A 17,730-nucleotide genomic window follows, 5' to 3' on the forward strand; every position below is an offset into this window, starting at 1 on the left:
TTGGGGGTGGGGGGGGGGGGGTGCTGGGGGTTGTTTTTTGTCCCCAGAATCCGCTGCAAATCCCCCGGCATGCACATGAGGGCATCAAAACGCCTGTCATCCAACAGTCACGCCACTGTCGTAATCTGCGGCGCAACTCTGTGCCAAAGGTCCCCGGCATGCACCGCCTGTTCACCCTTCTACTCTGCCTGATCCCCGCGCTGGCCGTGGCTGAACCTGTGCAACTGCGCATCCAGGGCTCCAACACCATCGGCGCCGCACTGGGCCCGGCGCTGGTGCGCGGGCTGCTGCAGGCGCAAGGCGCCAGTGCGATCGACAGCCAGCCCGGCGCAGCAGCCAACGAGACCCTGATCCGCGCCCAGAGCCGCAACGGCCAGCCGCTGCGCATCGACATCGCCGCCCACGGTTCGAGCACCGGCTTCGCCGCCCTGGCCCGGGGCGACGCCGACCTGGCCGCCGCCTCGCGGCCAATCAGCGACCACGAAGCGCAGCAACTGCAAGCCTTGGGCGACCTGCGCGGGGCCGGTTCGGAACAAGTGATCGGCCTGGATGGGGTGGCGGTTATCGTCCACCCCGACAACCCGCTGGCGCAGTTGACCACCGTGCAACTGGCGCAGATCTTCTCCGGCCAGCTCTCACGCTGGGAGCAGTTGGGGGTGCCCGGCGGCGCTATCCACCTGTACGCCCGCGACGACCGCTCGGGCACCTTCGAAACCTTCAAGGCGCTGGTGCTCGACCCACGACACGGCGAACTGTCGGCCCAGGCCCGGCGCTTCGAAGCCGCCGACGCCTTGGCCGAACAGGTCAAGGCCGACCGCCAGGCCATCGGTTTCAGCGGCCTGGCCACGGTGCACGGGGCCAAGGTACTGGCGGTGGCCGACGGTGAAGCCGCTGCCCTGCCACCCAGCCGCGCGCTGGTGGCCAGCGAGGACTACCCGCTGTCGCGGCGCCTGTTCTTCTACCTGCCGGCCAACGCGATCCCCCAGGCCCGGGCCCTGGCCGAGTTCGCCCAGAGCCCCGCCGGCCAGGCCATCGTCGCCGAACAGGGCTTCGTTTCACAGCAGATCAAGGCGCTACCGGTGCCAGTGCAAGCGGACATGCCAGTGCGCTACCTGAGCCTTGCCCGCGAAGCCAACCGCCTGACGGTCAACTTCCGTTTCCAGGAGGGCAGCGCCAGCCTCGACAACAAGGCCCTGCGCGATGTGCAGCGGGTCGGCGACTACCTGCGCCAGGCTGGCAAGTTGCAGCGCAAGGCGGTCTTGGTGGGTTTTGGCGACCCCAAGGAAACCCCGGGGCGCGCCGCCCTGCTCTCGCGCCTGCGGGCCATGGCGGTACGCCGTGAGCTGGCGCGCCAGGGCGTGGAGGTCAAGGAAGTGACCGGTATGGGCGACGAGCTGCCGGTCGCGGGCAACGACCTGGAACAGGGGCGCTTGCGCAACCGCCGGGTCGAGGTCTGGGTGTACTGAGCCTCAGCGGTAGTCTGGCAGCTCGATCCGTGCCACCAGCCCCGCGCCCCGGCGGTTGTGCAAGGTCAGCTCGCCACCCTGCTCGCGCACCATCGCCCGCGCCGCCGACAAGCCAAGCCCGACGCCGCCGGTATGCCGGTTGCGTGAGCCCTCCAGGCGGAAGAACGGCTCGAACACCTGCTGCAGTGCCGCTTCGGGGATGCCCGGCCCCTCGTCGCTGATTTCGATCAGCACCCGATGGGCCTCACGGCTCAAGGCGATGCGCGGGGCGCGCGCATACTTGATCGCGTTCTCCAGCAGGTTGACCACCACACGCTTGAGCGCCAACGGCCGGCCCCAATGCACCAGGTGTGCGGGGCCGCTGAAGTCGACATCGATGTGCTGGTCGCAGTAGTCGTCGAGGATGGTCTGCAGCAGCTCGGACAAGTCGAACACCGTCGCCTGCTCCAATTGCGTGCCTTCGCGGAAGAACGCCAGGGCCGCGTTGATCATCGATTGCATCTCGTCGACATCGCGCACCAGCTTGCGCTGGTGCTCCAGGTCTTCCATGAACTCGCTGCGCAGGCGCAGGCGTGTCAGTGGTGCACGCAAGTCATGGGAGATGGCCGCGAGCATCTGGGTGCGTTCGCGCACGAAATGCTGGATCTGCGCCTGCATGGTGTTGAACGCGACGATGGCCTGGCGGATCTCCTGCGGCCCCTCGATGTCGATGGGCGGGGCCTGCAGGTCGCCGCCGAAGCGGCGCGCCGCGCTGGCGAAGCGCTGCAGCGGGTTGGCCAGTTGCCGTGTGGCCAGCCAGGCCACCAGCAGCGTGGCGATCAGCCCCAGGCCGAGGATCACCGCAATCCGTGCCGGCGCGCTGAGCCCCCAGCTGCGCTCGGGCGGGACGAACGACAGCCAACTGCCATCGGCCAGGCGCACCAGTGCGCCGTAATGCGCCTGGGGGCTGCCCGCTGGCCAGTCCGAGGGGTTGAACGCCTCGATCGTCCTGCCCTGCCCCAGTAATGGTCGTAAGGCCGGGATCCGCTCGGCCTCCACCGCCATGCCCGCAGCAGGGAGCCCGAGTGCGTCACGCTGGCTGCTCCAGGTCACCTGCAAGGCCGGGTTGCTCGCTGCCTGCGCCAGCTGCCCACGCAAGGCTACCGGCGCCGCCTCCAGCAGGCGCGTGGTCACGGCGATCTGTTCGAGCAGGCCGGTGCGCTCGATCGGCGGGCGCGCCCAGATGCCGGCCACCTGGACGAACAGCGCATTGAGCGCCAGCGACGCCAGCATGGCGGCGAAGATGGTCAGGGCGATCCGCCAGCGCAGGGTGTCGCGTCGCAACAACCGGCCGATCATGAGCGGGTGACCTTGGCAGTGAACAGGTAGCCGCCGTTGCGCACGGTGCGGATCAAGTCCGGCCGCTTGCTGTCCGGCTCGATCTTGCGCCGCAGCCGGCTGACCTGCACATCGATGCTGCGGTCGAAGGCGTCATGCCCCTGGCCACGGGTCAGGTCGATCAGTTGCTCGCGGGTGAGGATGCGCTGCGGGTGCTCGAGGAACACCACCAGCAGGTCGAACTCGGCGCCGGACAACGGGATCATCACCTGCTCGGGCGAGCGCAGTTCGCGGCAGGTGACATCCAGCTGCCAGCCGGCGAAACCGATCAGCGGCCGCACGGCCTCGGCACGGGGCAGCTGGCCACCGGCCCGGCGCTGCACGGCGCGCAGGCGGGCGAGCAGCTCGCGCGGGTCGAAGGGTTTGGTCAGGTAGTCGTCGGCGCCCAGTTCCAGGCCGACGATACGGTCGCTCAGCTCGGCCATGGCGGTGAGCATGACGATCGGTATGCCGGTCTGGGCACGGACCTTCTGGCACAGGCTCAGGCCGCCCTCGCCCGGCAGCATCAGGTCGAGGATGATGATATCCGGGGCTTGCCGGGCAATGGCCGCCCACATGGCCTGGCCGTCGGCGGCCAACTCGACCTCGTAGGCATGCTGCATGAAGAACTGCTTCAGCAGGGCCAGGATTTCCACGTCGTCGTCGACGATCAGCAGTCTGCTCACGGTCACTGGGTCCAGAAAAAGGGCGTATCTAAAACCATTGCGCGGCTGCGGTCATTTATTTCAACCGCGTAACATTCCTACAGTGTGGACATCACGCCGACATTCGCCGGCAAACAACCTGGGGCACCCTGCAGGCCTTCGATCACAGGGGGCACCGATGAACGTCTCGCACCGCAACACCAGCACCGAGGGCCCTGCCCTGATCCTCAAACAGCGCACCAGCACTCGTGGCGACGGCGCAGCCCTGACCATCCAGCAGGCAAGCCTTGAACTGGGCGAGCACAATGGCCAGATCGTCCTGCGGCGCTACTTCGAACATTACAGCCCGGCGCACGGCGAGTGGGTGGAATACAGCCATACGGTGACGGCGAACGAGCTCATCCACTGGATGATGGCCAAGGGGCAACTGCACATCGAGCATTCGCCACAGGACGTGGCGAGCGACGCAGCCGGAGGCCTGGCATGAAGCGCATGCCTGCCCGTGCCGTGCTGCTGACCTGCGTATTGGGCGTGTCTGCGTGCAGCAGCAAGACGCCGCCGCCTGCCGGCTACCTGCCGGACTACAGCGTGCTCAGCCCGCACCCGACGCCTTCGGGCGGCACCGCCCTGACCTGGGTCGACCCTAAACTGCCGCGCGGCCGCTATATCCAGGTGTACCTCGCACCGAGCCGGCTCTACCCTGCGCCCGCGCCGACCGCACGCATCCCACAGAGCACGCTGGCCAGCATCACCGGCTACTACGATGCGGCACTGCGCAACGAGCTGGGCAAGGTCATGACCGTGGTCGAGCGCCCAGGGCCGAACACCCTGGTGATCAGGCCGGTCATCAGCCGGGTCGACGCCCATACCCAAGGTTTGCGCTTCTATGAATGGTTGCCGGTCACTCTGGTTGCGGCCGGCGTGAGCAGCGCTGCAGGCTGGCGAGACCTGGACAGTGAAATTGCCAGCGAGCTGCGTTTCGAGGCGGGCACCAGCGGCAGGCTGATCGGCGCGGCGGTACTCACCGGGACTGGCGTGCCGCTGGAAAACGACCGCCAGCCGATGACCGCCGACAACGTCAAGGCCGTGCTCGATGGCTGGGCCAGCGATGTGCGCCAGGCGTATGCCGTCAAGCATCGGTAATTGACTGCGCACGCACGGGGCAACCCCGGTACGTGCGCAGCAGGCGAGCTCAGGCTCAGAAGGCGTAGCGAGTGGTCAGCATGAAGTTGCGCGGATCACCGTAGAAGCCACCGTTATAGAAGCCCAGGTTGTTGAAGTACTTCTTGTCGGTGAGGTTGTTGCCGTTGAGGGTCACCGACAGCTGCTCGGTCACCTGGTAGCGGGCCATGGCGTCGAGGATCAGGTAGTCCGATTGGGTGTAGCGAATGGTCTCGCCCGCCACCACCGGGCTGTCGAGGTCCTTCCACACCTTGCTCTGCCAGTTGGCCGAGCCCCCCACGGTCAGCTTGTTCCATACCCCGGGCAGGCGGTAGCTGGTGGACAGGCGCAGCAGGTTCTCCGGTTCGATGGTGGAGATCTTGTCGTGCTCGCCATCACGGGTGATGCGGTGGGTGAAACCGCCTTGCACCTGCCAGTTCGGCGTCAACTCACCCGCCAGCTCAAGCTCGAAGCCTCGGGTCTTGGCGCCCTGGATCGAGCGGTAGATGCCGCGGTTGGTGGTCGGGTCGGTACGTTCGAGCTCCGCCAGGTTGTCCTGCTGCACTTCAAACACGGCAAGGCTGGCGTTCAGGCGGCCATCGAAGAACTCGCCCTTCAGGCCCAGCTCGTAGGCATCGCCCTCCTCCGGCTCGATCATCTTGCCGCTGGCGTCCTGCTCGCTTTCGTGCGGTTTGAAGATGCTGGTGTAGCTGCCGTACACCGACCAGGTGTCGTCCAGGTCGTAGACCAGGCCGGCATAGGGCACCACCACGCCGTTCTCTTCCAGGTCCTGGGTCTTGCTGCGCTCGCCGCTGGTAGTGTCCAGGCGGGTGCTGTCGAGCTGCCAGTTGGACAGGCGTCCGCCGAGGATGATCGAAAGCCGGTCGGTGGGTTTGAAGCGACCGGTCAGGTAGGCGGCATCTTCGCGCAGACGGGTGTCGACCTTCGACAACGGGCGGCCCCAATCCTGTTCGGGGTAGTCGCCGCTCCATTGGTAGATGTTGGCGCTGCCGAACAGGAACGGCCAGCTCTCTTCATGGGCCCGGGTGTCGCGATGGGAGATCCCGGCCACCAGCTCGTGCTCACGGCCGAGCATCTGGAACGGCCCGCTGGCATACAGGTCGTAAGCGTTCTGGTCGGTCTGGTAGCGGTAGCGCCCCAGCCACACGCCCATGCCGGCACCGGTGGCCGAGTCCGGATAACCACTGGCCGCAGAGCCGAGGGTTATTGGCGAATCGGTCTCGCTGCGGGTGGCCGAGGCCTTGAGGGTCCAGTCGTTGGCCAGGCGCTGCTCGAGGGTGACGAACAGGTTGTCGGCGGTGTTGTCCCAGGCGCTCCACTTGGCGCCCGGGTTGAACGAGCGCGACATGCCGAACTCGTTGCCCTTGTTGTCCAGCAGAGGCGTCGATGGCCCCCAGGAGGAACCCTCCGGGCGGTTGGTCTGACGGCTCAGGCCAACGCTGAGCAGGGTGTCTTCGCTCAGGTCGGTTTCGACGATGCCGTACATCACCTGTTTCTTCTCGGACAGGTTGTCCATGAACGACTGGCCGTCTTCATAGGCCGTGACGAAGCGCCCACGCACATTGCCTTCGGGGGTCAGCGCGCCGCCGATGTCGAATTCACCGCGGTAGGTGTCCCAGCTGCCAGCACCCAGCGACACATAGCCCGACAGCTCGCGGGTAGGCCGCTTGCGCACCAGGTTGACGGTCGCCGAAGGGCTGCCGAAGCCACTGAGCAGGCCCGTGGCGCCACGCAGCACCTCCACCCGGTCATAGATGACCATGTCGGTCTGGTCGATGCCGTTGCCGAAACGGAATGCCGCCGGGATGCCATCAACCTGGAAGTTGTCGATGTCGAAGCCACGGGCCTTGAAGCTGGCGCGGTTGCTGTCGAGCTTGTTGACGGTGACGCCCGGGGTCTTGCTCAGGACATCGCTGATGCTGGTGAGGTTCTGGTCATCCATCTGCTGGCGGGTGATCACGCTCACCGACTGCGGCGTCTCGCGCGGCGACAGCGCCATGCGCGTGGCGGTGCGGGTGGCGCCGGTGGTGTAGGAGCCGCTGCCTTCGGTGGTTTCACCCAGCGACGAGTCGGTGATGGAGGTGGCGCCCAGCTCCAGGGTGCCCGTGCCGCCGGCCTGCTCAGCCCAGGCCATGCCGACCGGCGTGGCGAGGGTGGCGGCGAGAATGGCCAAGGCCAGCGGGTGGCGCTGGCGGACGGTGGTGGCGTTCCCTGCCCCTTGAACCGTGTTCAGAGAGTACTGCTGTTGCACGCTTGTCGACCCCTAGTGTGTTGTGAAGCTCGCTACGTAAGGGGCTAATCACTGACATTTTTTATGGTTGTACCTGCGCTACGCCAAGTGGCGCGCCCGTTCTGCGACGGCTGCGGCGCATCCTAGGGTTTTTACGAAATTTTTACAATTGCTAATGATTCGTAATAAGTTCCTTGTTGGAAAAGAAATGTAACAGCCCTGTCATCGGCATCCCCGGCATTCAGGACTAGCCTCAAGACCATGTGATGCCGGGCCCCTCTGACGGTTTGCGCCGCCATGTCGGAATCACTGTTGCCTGGCAACGTCGACAATCAAGGAGGGGCTCATGACAGCTCTGCATGCATTTCTCGTTAATCCATTCCTCGGTACCAGCACCTGGTTGTGGCTGGTGTTCATCGCAATTGTCATCGCCTTGCTCGTGCTTGACCTGGGTGTGCTGCACCGCCAGGAACGCGAGATCGAAATGCGCGAAAGCCTGCTGCTGTATTCCGGCTACTTCAGTGTCGGCGTGCTGTTTGGCGTGTGGGTCTGGCACGAGCTGGGCGCGCAGTCGGCGCTGGAGTTCTACACCGGGTTCCTGGTGGAGCAATCGCTGTCGATGGACAACGTGTTCGTCATGGCGATGATCTTCAGCTTCTTCGCCATCCCCCGCCGCTACCAGCACCGCGTGCTGTTCTGGGGCATCCTCGGGGTGGTGGTGTTGCGGGCGATCATGATCGGCGTGGGCGCGGCACTGGTGCAGCACTTTGCCTGGGTGCTGTACATCTTCGGCGCCTTCCTGCTGTTCACCGGGGTGAAGATGGCGCTGTCGAAGGACGACAGCCACCCAGACCTGGCCAACAACCCGGTGTTGCGTTTCGTACGCCGGCACATGCGGGTTACCGAACAGATCCACGGCCCGCGCTTCTTCGTGCGGCTCACCCCGCCCGGGGAGCAACAGGCCATCCGCTACGCCACACCGCTGTTCCTCGCCCTGGTGCTGATCGAGCTGGCCGACCTGGTGTTTGCCGTCGACAGCGTGCCGGCGATCTTCGCCATCACCCAGGACCCGTTCATCGTCTACACCTCGAACATCTTCGCCATCCTCGGCCTGCGCTCGCTGTACTTCGCCCTGGCGGCGCTGATGCACCGCTTCGTCTACCTCAAGTACGCGCTGGCGATGGTGCTGATCTTCATCGGCTGCAAGATCTTCTGGCACGGGCTGGTGGGCAAGGTGCCGGCGGGGGTGTCGCTGGGCGTGACGTTCGGGCTGTTGCTGGGCGGGGTGCTGTTGTCGCTGCTGCGTACCCGTGGCCAGGCGAAAGAAGACGTGTGAATGGGGCCGCCTTGCGGCCCCAACCAACCAGATACCCGCTCAGGGCTCGAACCCCTCGACAATGATCACGTCCGCCTTCGCCACCCCCTGGCGGTGGCGGCAGGCCTCCTGATACAGATCCGAGCGATAGCACGCCAGCGCCTGCTCATACGAATCGAACTCGATCACCACGCTACGCTGAGGAGTGGGCCGCCCCTCCATCGCCTCACTGCGCCCGCCACGAGCAAGGAAGCGGCCACCGAAGGCAACGAACGCCGCCGGGGCGCGCTGGGTGTACTGCTGGTACTGCTCGGGGTCGCTGACGTCCACATGGGCGATCCAGTAAGCCTTCATCCGTCGTACTCCTGCTTCAGTGATATTTATGTATGATGGTATACCATAATAATCACCCCATCACCGTGAGCGTGCAACATGGCATTCAACAGCATCGAAGAACTCCTCGAGGACTACCGCCAGGGCAAGATGGTCCTGCTGGTGGATGACGAAGACCGCGAAAACGAGGGCGACCTGCTGATCGCCGCCGAGCGTTGCGACGCCCAGGCCATCAACTTCATGGCCCGCGAGGCGCGTGGCCTGATCTGCCTGACCCTCACCGACGAACACTGCCAGCGCCTGGGCCTCGAGCAGATGGTGCCGGCCAACGGCAGTGTGTTCAGCACCGCCTTCACCGTATCGATCGAGGCCGCCAGCGGCGTCACCACCGGCATCTCCGCCGCCGACCGGGCCCGTACCGTGGCCGCCGCCATGGCCCCAGATGCCCGCCCGGAAGACCTGGTACAACCCGGCCACATCTTCCCCCTGCGTGCCCGTGAAGGCGGCGTGCTGACCCGCGCCGGCCATACCGAGGCCGGCTGCGACCTGGCCCGCCTGGCCGGCTTCACCCCGGCCTCGGTGATCGTCGAAGTGCTCAACGACGACGGCACCATGGCCCGGCGCCCGGACCTGGAAGTGTTCGCCGCCCGTCACGGGATCAAGATCGGCACCATCGCCGACCTGATCCACTACCGCCTGAGCACCGAGCAGACCATCAAGCGCATCGGTGAGCGCGAACTGCCCACCGTGCACGGCACATTCCGCCTGGTCACCTATGAAGACCGCATCGAGGGCGGTGTGCACATGGCCATGGTCATGGGTGACATCCGCCGCGAGCAGCCGACGCTGGTGCGCGTACACGTGATCGACCCGCTGCGTGACCTGGTCGGCGCCGAGTATGCAGGGCCCGCCAACTGGACCCTGTGGGCGGCGCTGCAGAAGGTGGCCGCGGAAGGCGCCGGGGTGGTGGTGATCCTCGCCAACCATGAGTCTTCCCAGGCGCTGCTGGAGCGTGTACCGCAGCTGACGCAGCCGCTACGCCCCTACCAGCGCGGCCAGTCGAAGGTGTATTCGGAAGTCGGCACCGGCGCGCAGATCCTGCAGGACCTGGGCGTGGGCAAGCTGCGCCACCTGGGGCCGCCGCTCAAGTATGCAGGGTTGGCGGGGTATGAGCTGGAGGTGGTGCAGAGCATTCCGTTCGAGCCTGGGATGGTTGGCTGAAGCACGCCCTCGCAATGAACCAACCCGTGGGAGCGGGCTTGCCCCGCGATTGCGCCCGGCGTCATGAGGATGCCGCCTGGGCCGGCGCAATCGCGGGGCGTCCGGCGTCCCTCTCCCCCCCCCCTCCCCCCCCCCCCCCCCCCCCCCCCCCCCCCCGCTCCCACGGGTTTTTCGTTCAGGGATGCGATTGAGTGATGGCCGGTCGCCCATCCCTCTTGCGAAAAGCTTGGAATACCATAATATGATATCCCGTAGACCTTGAATTCTTCGGCCGAAACTAAAATCACAAGACGGCCACGCGACACACAGTGAAAGCAGCTCCCCGAACACTATTGGCGGGCGCACCACCGGCCCCGCCTCGAATAACAAAAGCAACGAGGGCGTAACCATGCTGTTGAGCAAACGAGTAACCGCAGTGCTGTCCGCCAGCCTGCTGACCCTGGCCTGCCAGGCCACCCAGGCGGCCGATAGCCTGAACTTCGTCAGCTGGGGCGGCACCACCCAGGATGCGCAGAAAGCGGCATGGGCCGAACCTTTCAGCAAGGCGTCCGGGATCAAGGTCGTGCAGGACGGCCCCACCGACTACGGCAAGCTCAAGGCCATGGTCGAAAGCGGCAACGTGCAGTGGGACGTGGTCGACGTCGAAGCCGACTTTGCCCTGCGCGCCGCCAGCGAAGGCCTGCTCGAACCCCTCGATTTCAACCAGATCAAGCGCGACAAGATCGACCCGCGCTTCGTCTCCGACCATGGTGTCGGCTCGTTCTTCTTCTCCTTCGTGCTCGGCTACAACGAGGGCAAGCTCGGCGCCAACAAGCCAGTGGACTGGTCGGCCCTGTTCGACACCAAGACCTACCCCGGCAAGCGCGCCCTGTACAAATGGCCCAGCCCCGGCGTGCTCGAACTGGCCCTGCTGGCCGACGGCGTAGCCCCCGACAAGCTCTACCCGCTGGACCTGGACCGCGCCTTCAAGAAGCTCGACACCATCAAGCAGGACATCGTCTGGTGGGGCGGCGGCGCCCAGTCGCAGCAACTGCTGGCCTCGGGTGAAGCCTCGCTCGGGCAGTTCTGGAACGGCCGCGTGTATGCCCTGCAGCAGGACGGCGCGCCGGTCGGCGTGAGCTGGAAACAGAACCTGGTCATGGCCGATTTCCTGGTCATCCCCAAAGGCGCCAAGAACAAGGACGCGGCCATGAAATTCCTGGCCAACGCCAGCAGCGCCGAAGGCCAGGCCGAGTTCGCCAACAAGACTGCCTATGCACCGGTGAACGTCGACAGCGTTGCCAAGCTCGACAAGGACCTCGCCAAGAACCTGCCGACCGCCTACGCCCAGGACCAGGTGACCCTGGACTTCGCCTACTGGGCCAAGAACGGCCAGGCCATCGCGGCCCGCTGGAATGAGTGGCTGGTCAAATGAAAGTCGCCATCAATGCCCTGCACAACGCGCAAGGTGCCCCCAGCGGCACCGGCGCGCCACGGGCGGACGACCGCCGCCCGCCCCTGAGCCAACGCTGGCGCGGCAGCCGTAACCTGCTGCCGGCCCTGCTGTTTCTTGGCCTGTTCTTCTTCGCCCCGCTGATCGGCCTGTTGCTGCGCGGTGTACTGGAGCCGGTGCCGGGGCTGGGCAACTACGAGCAGTTGTTCGCCAACTCGGCCTACGCCCGGGTGCTGTTCAACACCTTCTCGGTAGCTGGCCTGGTGACCCTGATCAGCGTGCTGCTGGGCTTCCCGCTGGCCTGGGCGATCACCCTGGTGCCCAAGGGCTGGGGCCGCTGGCTGCTGAACATCGTGCTGCTGTCGATGTGGACCAGCCTGCTGGCGCGCACCTACTCCTGGCTGGTGCTGCTGCAGAGTTCGGGGGTGATCAACAAGGTGTTGATGGCGCTGGGCATCATCGATGCGCCGCTGGAGATGGTGCACAACCTCACCGGCGTGGTGATCGGCATGAGCTACATCATGATCCCGTTCATCGTGCTGCCGCTGCAGGCGACCATGCACGCCATCGACCCGATGGTGCTGCAGGCCGGTTCCATCTGCGGTGCCAGCCCCTGGACCAACTTCTGGAAGGTGTTCCTGCCGCTGTGCCGCTCGGGGCTGTTCTCCGGCGCGCTGATGGTGTTCGTCATGTCCCTCGGTTACTACGTGACGCCGGCCCTGCTGGGCGGCGCGCAGAACATGATGCTGCCCGAGTTCATCATCCAGCAGGTGCAATCGTTCCTGAACTGGGGCCTGGCCAGTGCCGCGGCCGCCCTGTTGGTGCTGATCACCCTGGTGCTCTTCTACCTGTACCTGAAACTGCAGCCGGAATCCCCGGTCGGTAACGCGAGGTAATCCGCCATGCTGCTGTCACCCAACGCCATGAGCCGCCCGTTGCGCACGGGCCTGTACCTGACCACCGGGGTCATCGCCGCGTTCCTGCTGCTGCCGGTGGTGTTCATCATCCTGCTGTCGTTCGGCTCGTCCCAGTGGCTGGTGTTCCCGCCGCCGGGCTGGACCGTGAAATGGTACGTGCAGTTCTTCTCCAACCCCGAGTGGATGGACGCCGCGCTGGCCAGCCTCAAGGTGGCCGTACTGACCACCTTCGCCGCCGTGGCCCTCGGCCTGCCCACCGCGTTCGCCCTGGTGCGCGGCCGATTTCCGGGCCGTGAGCTGCTGTACGGCCTGTTCACCATGCCGATGATCGTGCCGCTGGTGATCATCGCCGTGGCGGTGTACGCGCTGTTTCTCAAGCTGGGCTACACCGGCACGCTGTTCGCCTTCGTGGTCAGCCACGTGATCGTCGCCCTGCCCTTCACCATCATCTCGATCATCAACTCGCTGAAGCTGTTCGACCAGTCGATCGAGGATGCCGCGGTGATCTGCGGCGCCTCGCGCCTGCAGGCGATCGTCAAGGTGACGTTCCCGGCGATCCGCCCGGGGATGATCGCCGGCGGCCTGTTCGCCTTCCTGGTGTCGTGGGACGAGGTGGTGCTGAGCGTGATGATGGCCAGCCCCGACCTGCAGACCCTGCCGGTAAAAATGTGGACCACCCTGCGCCAGGACCTCAGCCCGGTGATCGCCGTCGCCTCGACGCTGCTGATCGGCCTGTCGCTGCTGGTCATGGTCATTGCCGCCGCCTTGCGCCGGCGCACCGAAAACAACGCCTGAGCGCCCGGAGAAAACAACAATGAGTGCAGTGATCAAAGACGACGCGCCGAACAAGACCCTGGTCAGCCTGCGCGGCCTGAACAAGCACTACGGCGACTTCACCGCCGTGGACAACCTCGACCTGGAGATCCAGGACGGCGAGTTCCTCACCTTCCTCGGCTCCAGTGGCTCGGGCAAGTCCACCACCCTGTCGATGCTGGCCGGGTTCGAGACCCCCAGCAGCGGCGAGATCCTGGTGGACGGTCAGTCGCTGGTCAACGTGCCGCCGCACAAGCGTGACATCGGCATGGTGTTCCAGCGCTACTCGTTGTTCCCGCACCTGAACGTGCGCGACAACATTGCCTTCCCTCTGGCCATCCGCAAACTCGGCGCGGCCGAGACCAACAAGCGTGTGGACGCCATGCTCAAGCTGGTGCAGCTGGAGAAATTCGCCCATCGCAAGCCCTCGCAGATGTCCGGCGGACAGCAGCAGCGGGTGGCGATCGCCCGGGCGCTGGTGTACGAGCCGCGCATCCTGCTGATGGACGAGCCGCTCGGCGCACTGGACAAGAAACTGCGTGAAGACCTGCAGGACGAGCTGCGTCAGTTGCACCGTCGGCTGGGGATCACCATTGTCTACGTGACCCACGACCAGGAAGAGGCGATGCGCCTGTCCCAGCGCATCGCCATCTTCAGCCACGGCAAGATCGTGGGGCTGGGAACTGGGTATGACCTGTACCAGAACCCGCCGAACGCGTTTGTCGCTTCGTTCCTGGGCAATTCCAACTTCTTGCGGATCAGGGCCAGCAGCCATGGGGCTGGGGCTTTCGAGGGGCAGCAGTTGGCGATTCGCCTGACCCCGGGGCTGGCCGCCGAGCAGGATGCGCTGATCATGGTGCGGCCGGAGAAGGCCCTGGCTTTGACTGTCGAGCAGGCGGCGCGCGAGCCGTTGCCGGCGGGGTGGAACGAGGTAGGTGCCACGGTGGGTGAGGTGCTGTTCCTGGGTGAAAGCCAGACCTGTCATGTGGTGACCCAGGGTGGTACGGAGATGACGGTCAAGGCGCTGTCGGCGGCGGGGATGCCGATGCGGGCGGGGGATAAGGTCAAGGTGCGGTGGGCGGTGGCGGATGCCTGTATTTATACCGAATGGGCGGAGAGTGATTTGAGTAAGGGGGCTGGGGCGCATTGATTTGGGCTTCGGCTTCGGCTTCGGCTTCGGCTTCGGCTTCGGCTTCGGCTTCGGCTTCGGCTTTCAGAGTGCTGGTTTTTGTAGATGTATGCGCATTCAGCGGCGATGTCGACTTTTAGTCACCTTTCCGCCCTTACGGCGGGTTACTTTGGTCTTGGCCAAAGTAACCAAAGCCGCCCGCTCCCATCATACGGCCCCTGCGCTGCGCTCCGGGGTCCCCTCGCTCCGGTGCCTTCCGGGCCCGCGCGGCCTACGACTTGCTGCGCAAGTCTACATCTCGCGCCTTCGGCTTACGCCGAAGGGTGCTGCGCACCAGGGCCCTACAGTCACCTCCACTCGGCCTCCTGAAGTCGCAATTTGTGTTGCCTGGACTATTGCGCGCTTAGAAGCAAAAGCAAAAACAGATCAAGAGCAGATCAAGAGCAGATCAAGAGCAGATCAAGAGCAGATCAAGAGCAGATCAAGAGCAGTAATGCGGCTATCTAGTTTTGGCTGTTGTTTATGTGTTGTTTGTTCTGGCCCTATCGCCGGCAAGCCGGCTCCCACAGGTACAGCGCAAGTCTGAAAGTATCGCTCTAACTTGTGGGAGCTGGCTTGCCAGCGATTGCATTCCTGAGATCCCAACTAACCCTACTAGCGACAGCTAACGCCAGCCCAGGCGCCGCCCCTAACTTCGCGACTTCAGGAGGCTGAGCGTAGGCGTCTGGAGGGCCCTGGTGCGCAGCACCCTTCGGCGCAGCCGAAGGCGCGAGATGTAGACTTGCGCAGCAAGTCGGAGGCCGCGCGGGCCCGGAGGACGCCGGAGCGAAGGGACCCCGAAGCGCAGCGTAGGGGCCGTATGATGGGAGCGAGCGGCTTTGGTTACTTTGGCCAAGACCAAAGTAACCCGCCGTAAGGGCGGAAAGGTGACTAAGCGTCGACATCACAAATGAATGCGCATACAACTTTCAAAACAAACAAGAAACAAGAAACGCCAGAAGCTCACATCAACTTCTGGCGCTCCTCCATAAGCAGCAACTATTCCAGCAACACCTATTCATACATACAACAACAGAGACATACCCCAGGCAAAAAACGAACTCCCTCTCAAGGCTGCTGATACTGACTCAGATACTTGTCCACCACCGCCGAATCCCCCGCCTCCGCCACCTGCCACAACCGCCGCTCAATCCCCTGCGCCAACAAGTGCCCCACCGCCGCCTCAATCGCCGACAGCACGCACAACTGAGCCGGCTCGTTGGTGGTGTACCCCACCTCCGCCTCCAACAGCTTCTTGAACTCGATGAACTTGAACACCCCGGCACTACGCCCGACCGAGTAGATGGTCTTGCTGGTCATCACATTCGCCAACACCTGCCCCGAACGCACATCCACCGCCCGCAGGTTCACGGTCACCTGGTCCACCCGGTACTCACGCGAGATGTCGATACCCAGGTACCGCGCCCCCTCGCCCCCACTGCGCACGTTGGTGTCGTAGGCGATGATGCCGCCTTCGAGCATCAGGTTCGCCGCCTGCAACGGCGGCAGCTCGGCCTGGATGTTCTCCGGCACATCGGCCTTCTTCTGCGAGGCGCGGATGATCTTGCGCTCGGTCAGCAGGTTCTGCAGCCCCTCACGCTCCAGCACCACGAACCAGCCACTGGCATTGAGCGCGTCCATCAGCATGCTCGCGGCACCCTGGGTGACGCTGGTGGAGAACGAACTGGCCGGGGTCGGCTTGTACTGCCCGGTCTGGTCGCGGAAGCCATACACCACTGCCATCAACCGCCCCCGTGGGCGCGGCATGTTGACCAGGTCGTAGTAGGTCGAGGCCCGAGGGGTAAGGGTCGGGGTTTCGGAATCCTGTTCGGCCGGCATAGGTTCGCGCAGGCCGCAGCCTTGCAGGCCAGACAGGGCGGTGATCAACAGCAGCGTGCTCAGCAGACGTTTCATGGTTGTGCTCTCCCCACAATAAAGACCCGTCCCTCTCAGGGGTTCAGGCCGCTCACCTGGATGATCGAAACTTCGCCAGTGGCACGGTCGGTGACCCTGATGCTCAGGGCCCCGGCGTTGTCGATGACGTCGATCAGGAATGCATTGGTGGACATGCTGCCGGTGTTGCCGTTGCTGATGTTGTCCAGCAACTGGCCAAGCAGTCGTGACTCCAGCTGGTTGGTGAAGCGCTCCAGTGTCGAGGTGCCGGCGAAGGCGTTGCTGGTGCGCTCCTTCAGGTCCGGGTCGTCGTAGTCGTTCTGCGCCTGGGCGTTGTTGAGCAGCCAGGTGCCGTTCAACGGGTTGCCACCGAAGGCCGGATTGACCGGGGTGTACACCAGTTCCGTGGCCAGCGCCTGGCAACCGATGCCGGCGGCCAGCAGGCAGGCAGCGACGCGTTGCGTTGTGTACTTGCTCATAGCTCGTCCCTCTCCAGATCGGTGGTGTCCTGCAGCAGCCGTTGCAATTTGCGCTGGACAATCTGCTGCCTGACCAGGTCGGCGGCCTCTTTGGCCTCTTCGGTGAGTTGCGTGGTGTTGGGTGGCAGGAAGCGCCGGTATACCACTTCGCGTTCGAACTCCACGGTCACCAGGCTGCCCCAGCGGGCATCCGGGCGTTCGCGCACCACCAGGTTGAAGTCCAGGCGACTGGTGGCGCGCAGGCGGTCGGCGAAGTAGTAGTAAAAGTCGTGGCCGATGTGCGAGATGGTGTTGTCGACGATGAAGCCCTTCATCTCGTCCTCTTCGTTGGCCCATGCCGGCGCCTGCAGCAGCGCCAGGCACAGGCCGACCATCAGCAGCGCGCGGTTCATGGCGCGTCTCCCTGGCCGGCATGCTGACGGGCGCCAGCGGCGCTTTCGGCAAAGGCCTGCTCGGCGACGAACTGCCAGTCGCTGTAGTGCTCCAGCCCCTCGAAGGCACTCCACAGCGCATCGAAACCGCTGCGCTTGAGGGGCATGGCCTGGGAGCGGCTGTACACCCCGGTGATGCGCCCGTCGACAGAGCGCATCAGGCCCCAGTCCTCGCCCCCACCGACCGGGTCGGGGTAGAGCCTGCGGATATGCCGCTGCGCTGACGGGAAGCGATTGTCTTCGAGCAGGTCGGCCAGGTCCTGCGGGTACTGGGCCAGCCCCGGCGAGGCACGGTAGTAGCTGCGCAGCGCCTGGGCGTACTGCCCGCCCACCCACAGCAACTGGCGCTCGCGTTCGCGCTGGGCACTGGTGGCCCACAGGGTGCCGGTGGCGGCCAGGGCGATGCTGCTGACGGCAATCAGCAACAGCACGCCCAGGTAGGTGAAACCGGCTTCACCATTCGGCATAGAGGCTGCCATCGCGCGCCCTCCCTGTGGCCCCGCTCTTGATATCCGCCACCCCGCCGGCCACCCCTTCGGGCGGCGGCACCAGCTGCCAGCTGTCGCGGCGTTCGCTGATCGGGTCCAGCGGGGTGTTGCGCAGGTAACGCTGCTCAACCAGTTGGTCGAGCGAGTCGGGGTAGTGCCCGGTGTCGCCGTAGTAGTGGTCCAGGGCCTCGCGCAGTACCGCCAGGCTCTGGCGCAGGGTGGCCTCGCGCGAGGCGTCGAGGCTGTTGAAGTAACGCGGCATGGCGATGGTCATCAGGGTGGCGATGATCGCCATCACCACCAGCAGTTCGATCAGGGTGAAGCCTTTGCTGGATTTCATC

General features: G+C 65.0%; 18 protein-coding genes. 9 read left to right on the plus strand and 9 right to left on the minus strand.

Annotated elements, in window-relative coordinates; all coding sequences use genetic code 11:
- Positions 1-158 precede the first annotated feature (158 nt).
- The gene (locus ACO6VM_RS03790) at positions 159-1,466 is read left to right on the plus strand and encodes a substrate-binding domain-containing protein (RefSeq protein ID WP_401057430.1); all 1,308 of its coding nucleotides are present in this window, start codon (positions 159-161) and stop codon (positions 1,464-1,466) included.
- 3 nt (positions 1,467-1,469) lie between these two features.
- Here the strand turns inward: ACO6VM_RS03790 and ACO6VM_RS03795 are convergent, their stop codons facing one another.
- Entirely contained in the window at positions 1,470-2,804 is a 1,335-nt protein-coding gene (locus tag ACO6VM_RS03795; protein WP_422402783.1) for an ATP-binding protein, read from the minus strand.
- Positions 2,801-3,508, minus strand: coding sequence for a response regulator (locus ACO6VM_RS03800; protein ID WP_178125851.1), 708 nt, complete (start codon positions 3,506-3,508; stop codon positions 2,801-2,803). Before ACO6VM_RS03800 ends, ACO6VM_RS03795 begins: the two co-directional genes overlap by 4 nt.
- A gap of 157 nt (positions 3,509-3,665) precedes the next feature.
- On the opposite strand from ACO6VM_RS03800, the gene ACO6VM_RS03805 reads away from it, so the two are divergent.
- Complete coding sequence (locus ACO6VM_RS03805; protein WP_422402784.1) at positions 3,666-3,974, plus strand: hypothetical protein; 309 nt, start codon at positions 3,666-3,668, stop codon at positions 3,972-3,974.
- Positions 3,971-4,630 carry a DUF3313 domain-containing protein gene (locus ACO6VM_RS03810; RefSeq protein ID WP_422402785.1) on the plus strand — a complete coding sequence of 220 codons (660 nt, stop codon included), beginning with the start codon at positions 3,971-3,973 and terminating at the stop codon, positions 4,628-4,630. The genes ACO6VM_RS03805 and ACO6VM_RS03810 overlap by 4 nt, the downstream gene beginning before the upstream one ends.
- A 55-nt stretch (positions 4,631-4,685) precedes the next feature.
- On the opposite strand, the gene ACO6VM_RS03815 is transcribed toward ACO6VM_RS03810, so the two are convergent.
- Positions 4,686-6,920: a TonB-dependent siderophore receptor gene (locus ACO6VM_RS03815; protein ID WP_422402786.1), complete on the minus strand. Its 2,235-nt coding sequence runs from the start codon at positions 6,918-6,920 to the stop codon at positions 4,686-4,688.
- Positions 6,921-7,245: 325 nt separating this feature from the next.
- Between ACO6VM_RS03815 and ACO6VM_RS03820 the strand changes: the two genes are divergently transcribed.
- Positions 7,246-8,235 (plus strand): TerC family protein, encoded by a 990-nt coding sequence (locus ACO6VM_RS03820; RefSeq protein WP_390968763.1) that lies wholly within the window; start codon positions 7,246-7,248, stop codon positions 8,233-8,235.
- Positions 8,236-8,274: 39 nt separating this feature from the next.
- On the opposite strand, the gene ACO6VM_RS03825 is transcribed toward ACO6VM_RS03820, so the two are convergent.
- On the minus strand, positions 8,275-8,568 hold the full coding sequence (locus tag ACO6VM_RS03825) for a DUF1330 domain-containing protein (protein WP_422402787.1): 294 nt from the start codon (positions 8,566-8,568) through the stop codon (positions 8,275-8,277).
- A 78-nt stretch (positions 8,569-8,646) separates the two neighbouring features.
- Here ACO6VM_RS03825 and ribBA point away from each other — a divergent pair, with 78 nt between their 5' ends.
- From ribBA to ACO6VM_RS03850, 5 genes are all read left to right on the plus strand, one after another.
- The gene (gene ribBA / locus ACO6VM_RS03830; protein ID WP_401057435.1) at positions 8,647-9,768 is read left to right on the plus strand and encodes a bifunctional 3,4-dihydroxy-2-butanone-4-phosphate synthase/GTP cyclohydrolase II; all 1,122 of its coding nucleotides are present in this window, start codon (positions 8,647-8,649) and stop codon (positions 9,766-9,768) included.
- A gap of 388 nt (positions 9,769-10,156) precedes the next feature.
- A complete protein-coding gene (locus ACO6VM_RS03835) occupies positions 10,157-11,182 on the plus strand; it encodes an ABC transporter substrate-binding protein (protein ID WP_125858432.1) in 1,026 nt (341 codons plus the stop codon).
- A complete protein-coding gene (locus tag ACO6VM_RS03840; protein ID WP_125463844.1) occupies positions 11,179-12,096 on the plus strand; it encodes an ABC transporter permease in 918 nt (305 codons plus the stop codon). The genes ACO6VM_RS03835 and ACO6VM_RS03840 overlap by 4 nt, the downstream gene beginning before the upstream one ends.
- Positions 12,097-12,102: 6 nt before the next feature.
- Complete coding sequence (locus ACO6VM_RS03845; protein WP_110996573.1) at positions 12,103-12,912, plus strand: ABC transporter permease; 810 nt, start codon at positions 12,103-12,105, stop codon at positions 12,910-12,912.
- Between the two features lie 19 nt (positions 12,913-12,931).
- Positions 12,932-14,080, plus strand: a complete 1,149-nt coding sequence (locus tag ACO6VM_RS03850; RefSeq protein ID WP_390968758.1) for an ABC transporter ATP-binding protein — start codon at positions 12,932-12,934, stop codon at positions 14,078-14,080.
- A gap of 1,086 nt (positions 14,081-15,166) precedes the next feature.
- Here the strand turns inward: ACO6VM_RS03850 and ACO6VM_RS03855 are convergent.
- Genes ACO6VM_RS03855 through ACO6VM_RS03875 form a run of 5 tightly spaced genes read right to left on the minus strand, consistent with a single transcriptional unit; the run spans position 15,167 to position 17,729 of the window.
- Positions 15,167-16,012 (minus strand): CsgG/HfaB family protein, encoded by an 846-nt coding sequence (locus ACO6VM_RS03855; protein WP_125464443.1) that lies wholly within the window; start codon positions 16,010-16,012, stop codon positions 15,167-15,169.
- Between the two features lie 35 nt (positions 16,013-16,047).
- The gene (locus tag ACO6VM_RS03860) at positions 16,048-16,470 is read right to left on the minus strand and encodes a curli assembly protein CsgF (protein WP_401060834.1); all 423 of its coding nucleotides are present in this window, start codon (positions 16,468-16,470) and stop codon (positions 16,048-16,050) included.
- The gene (gene csgE, locus ACO6VM_RS03865; RefSeq protein ID WP_125464445.1) at positions 16,467-16,862 is read right to left on the minus strand and encodes a curli production assembly/transport protein CsgE; all 396 of its coding nucleotides are present in this window, start codon (positions 16,860-16,862) and stop codon (positions 16,467-16,469) included. Before csgE ends, ACO6VM_RS03860 begins: the two co-directional genes overlap by 4 nt.
- Complete coding sequence (locus ACO6VM_RS03870; protein ID WP_401060832.1) at positions 16,859-17,380, minus strand: type II secretion system protein; 522 nt, start codon at positions 17,378-17,380, stop codon at positions 16,859-16,861. Before ACO6VM_RS03870 ends, csgE begins: the two co-directional genes overlap by 4 nt.
- Positions 17,355-17,729: a type II secretion system protein gene (locus ACO6VM_RS03875; protein WP_258642125.1), complete on the minus strand. Its 375-nt coding sequence runs from the start codon at positions 17,727-17,729 to the stop codon at positions 17,355-17,357. The genes ACO6VM_RS03870 and ACO6VM_RS03875 overlap by 26 nt, the downstream gene beginning before the upstream one ends.
- Position 17,730: the final 1 nt, after the last annotated feature.

It is taken from the genome of Pseudomonas sp. GZD-209 (assembly GCF_049310485.1).
GTDB lineage: Bacteria > Pseudomonadota > Gammaproteobacteria > Pseudomonadales > Pseudomonadaceae > Aquipseudomonas > Aquipseudomonas sichuanensis.

What these genes read in the sequence shown, in the direction of transcription:
- ACO6VM_RS03790 (WP_401057430.1), top strand. Translation starts at nt 159, where the DNA reads ATGCACCGCCTGTTCACCCTTCTACTCTGCCTGATCCCCGCGCTGGCC.
- ACO6VM_RS03795 (WP_422402783.1), bottom strand. Translation starts at nt 2,804, where the DNA reads ATGATCGGCCGGTTGTTGCGACGCGACACCCTGCGCTGGCGGATCGCC.
- ACO6VM_RS03805 (WP_422402784.1), top strand. Translation starts at nt 3,666, where the DNA reads ATGAACGTCTCGCACCGCAACACCAGCACCGAGGGCCCTGCCCTGATC.
- ACO6VM_RS03810 (WP_422402785.1), top strand. Translation starts at nt 3,971, where the DNA reads ATGAAGCGCATGCCTGCCCGTGCCGTGCTGCTGACCTGCGTATTGGGC.
- ACO6VM_RS03820 (WP_390968763.1), top strand. Translation starts at nt 7,246, where the DNA reads ATGACAGCTCTGCATGCATTTCTCGTTAATCCATTCCTCGGTACCAGC.
- ACO6VM_RS03825 (WP_422402787.1), bottom strand. Translation starts at nt 8,568, where the DNA reads ATGAAGGCTTACTGGATCGCCCATGTGGACGTCAGCGACCCCGAGCAG.
- ribBA (WP_401057435.1), top strand. Translation starts at nt 8,647, where the DNA reads ATGGCATTCAACAGCATCGAAGAACTCCTCGAGGACTACCGCCAGGGC.
- ACO6VM_RS03835 (WP_125858432.1), top strand. Translation starts at nt 10,157, where the DNA reads ATGCTGTTGAGCAAACGAGTAACCGCAGTGCTGTCCGCCAGCCTGCTG.
- ACO6VM_RS03840 (WP_125463844.1), top strand. Translation starts at nt 11,179, where the DNA reads ATGAAAGTCGCCATCAATGCCCTGCACAACGCGCAAGGTGCCCCCAGC.
- ACO6VM_RS03845 (WP_110996573.1), top strand. Translation starts at nt 12,103, where the DNA reads ATGCTGCTGTCACCCAACGCCATGAGCCGCCCGTTGCGCACGGGCCTG.
- ACO6VM_RS03850 (WP_390968758.1), top strand. Translation starts at nt 12,932, where the DNA reads ATGAGTGCAGTGATCAAAGACGACGCGCCGAACAAGACCCTGGTCAGC.
- ACO6VM_RS03855 (WP_125464443.1), bottom strand. Translation starts at nt 16,012, where the DNA reads ATGAAACGTCTGCTGAGCACGCTGCTGTTGATCACCGCCCTGTCTGGC.
- ACO6VM_RS03860 (WP_401060834.1), bottom strand. Translation starts at nt 16,470, where the DNA reads ATGAGCAAGTACACAACGCAACGCGTCGCTGCCTGCCTGCTGGCCGCC.
- csgE (WP_125464445.1), bottom strand. Translation starts at nt 16,862, where the DNA reads ATGAACCGCGCGCTGCTGATGGTCGGCCTGTGCCTGGCGCTGCTGCAG.
- ACO6VM_RS03870 (WP_401060832.1), bottom strand. Translation starts at nt 17,380, where the DNA reads ATGGCAGCCTCTATGCCGAATGGTGAAGCCGGTTTCACCTACCTGGGC.
- ACO6VM_RS03875 (WP_258642125.1), bottom strand. Translation starts at nt 17,729, where the DNA reads ATGAAATCCAGCAAAGGCTTCACCCTGATCGAACTGCTGGTGGTGATG.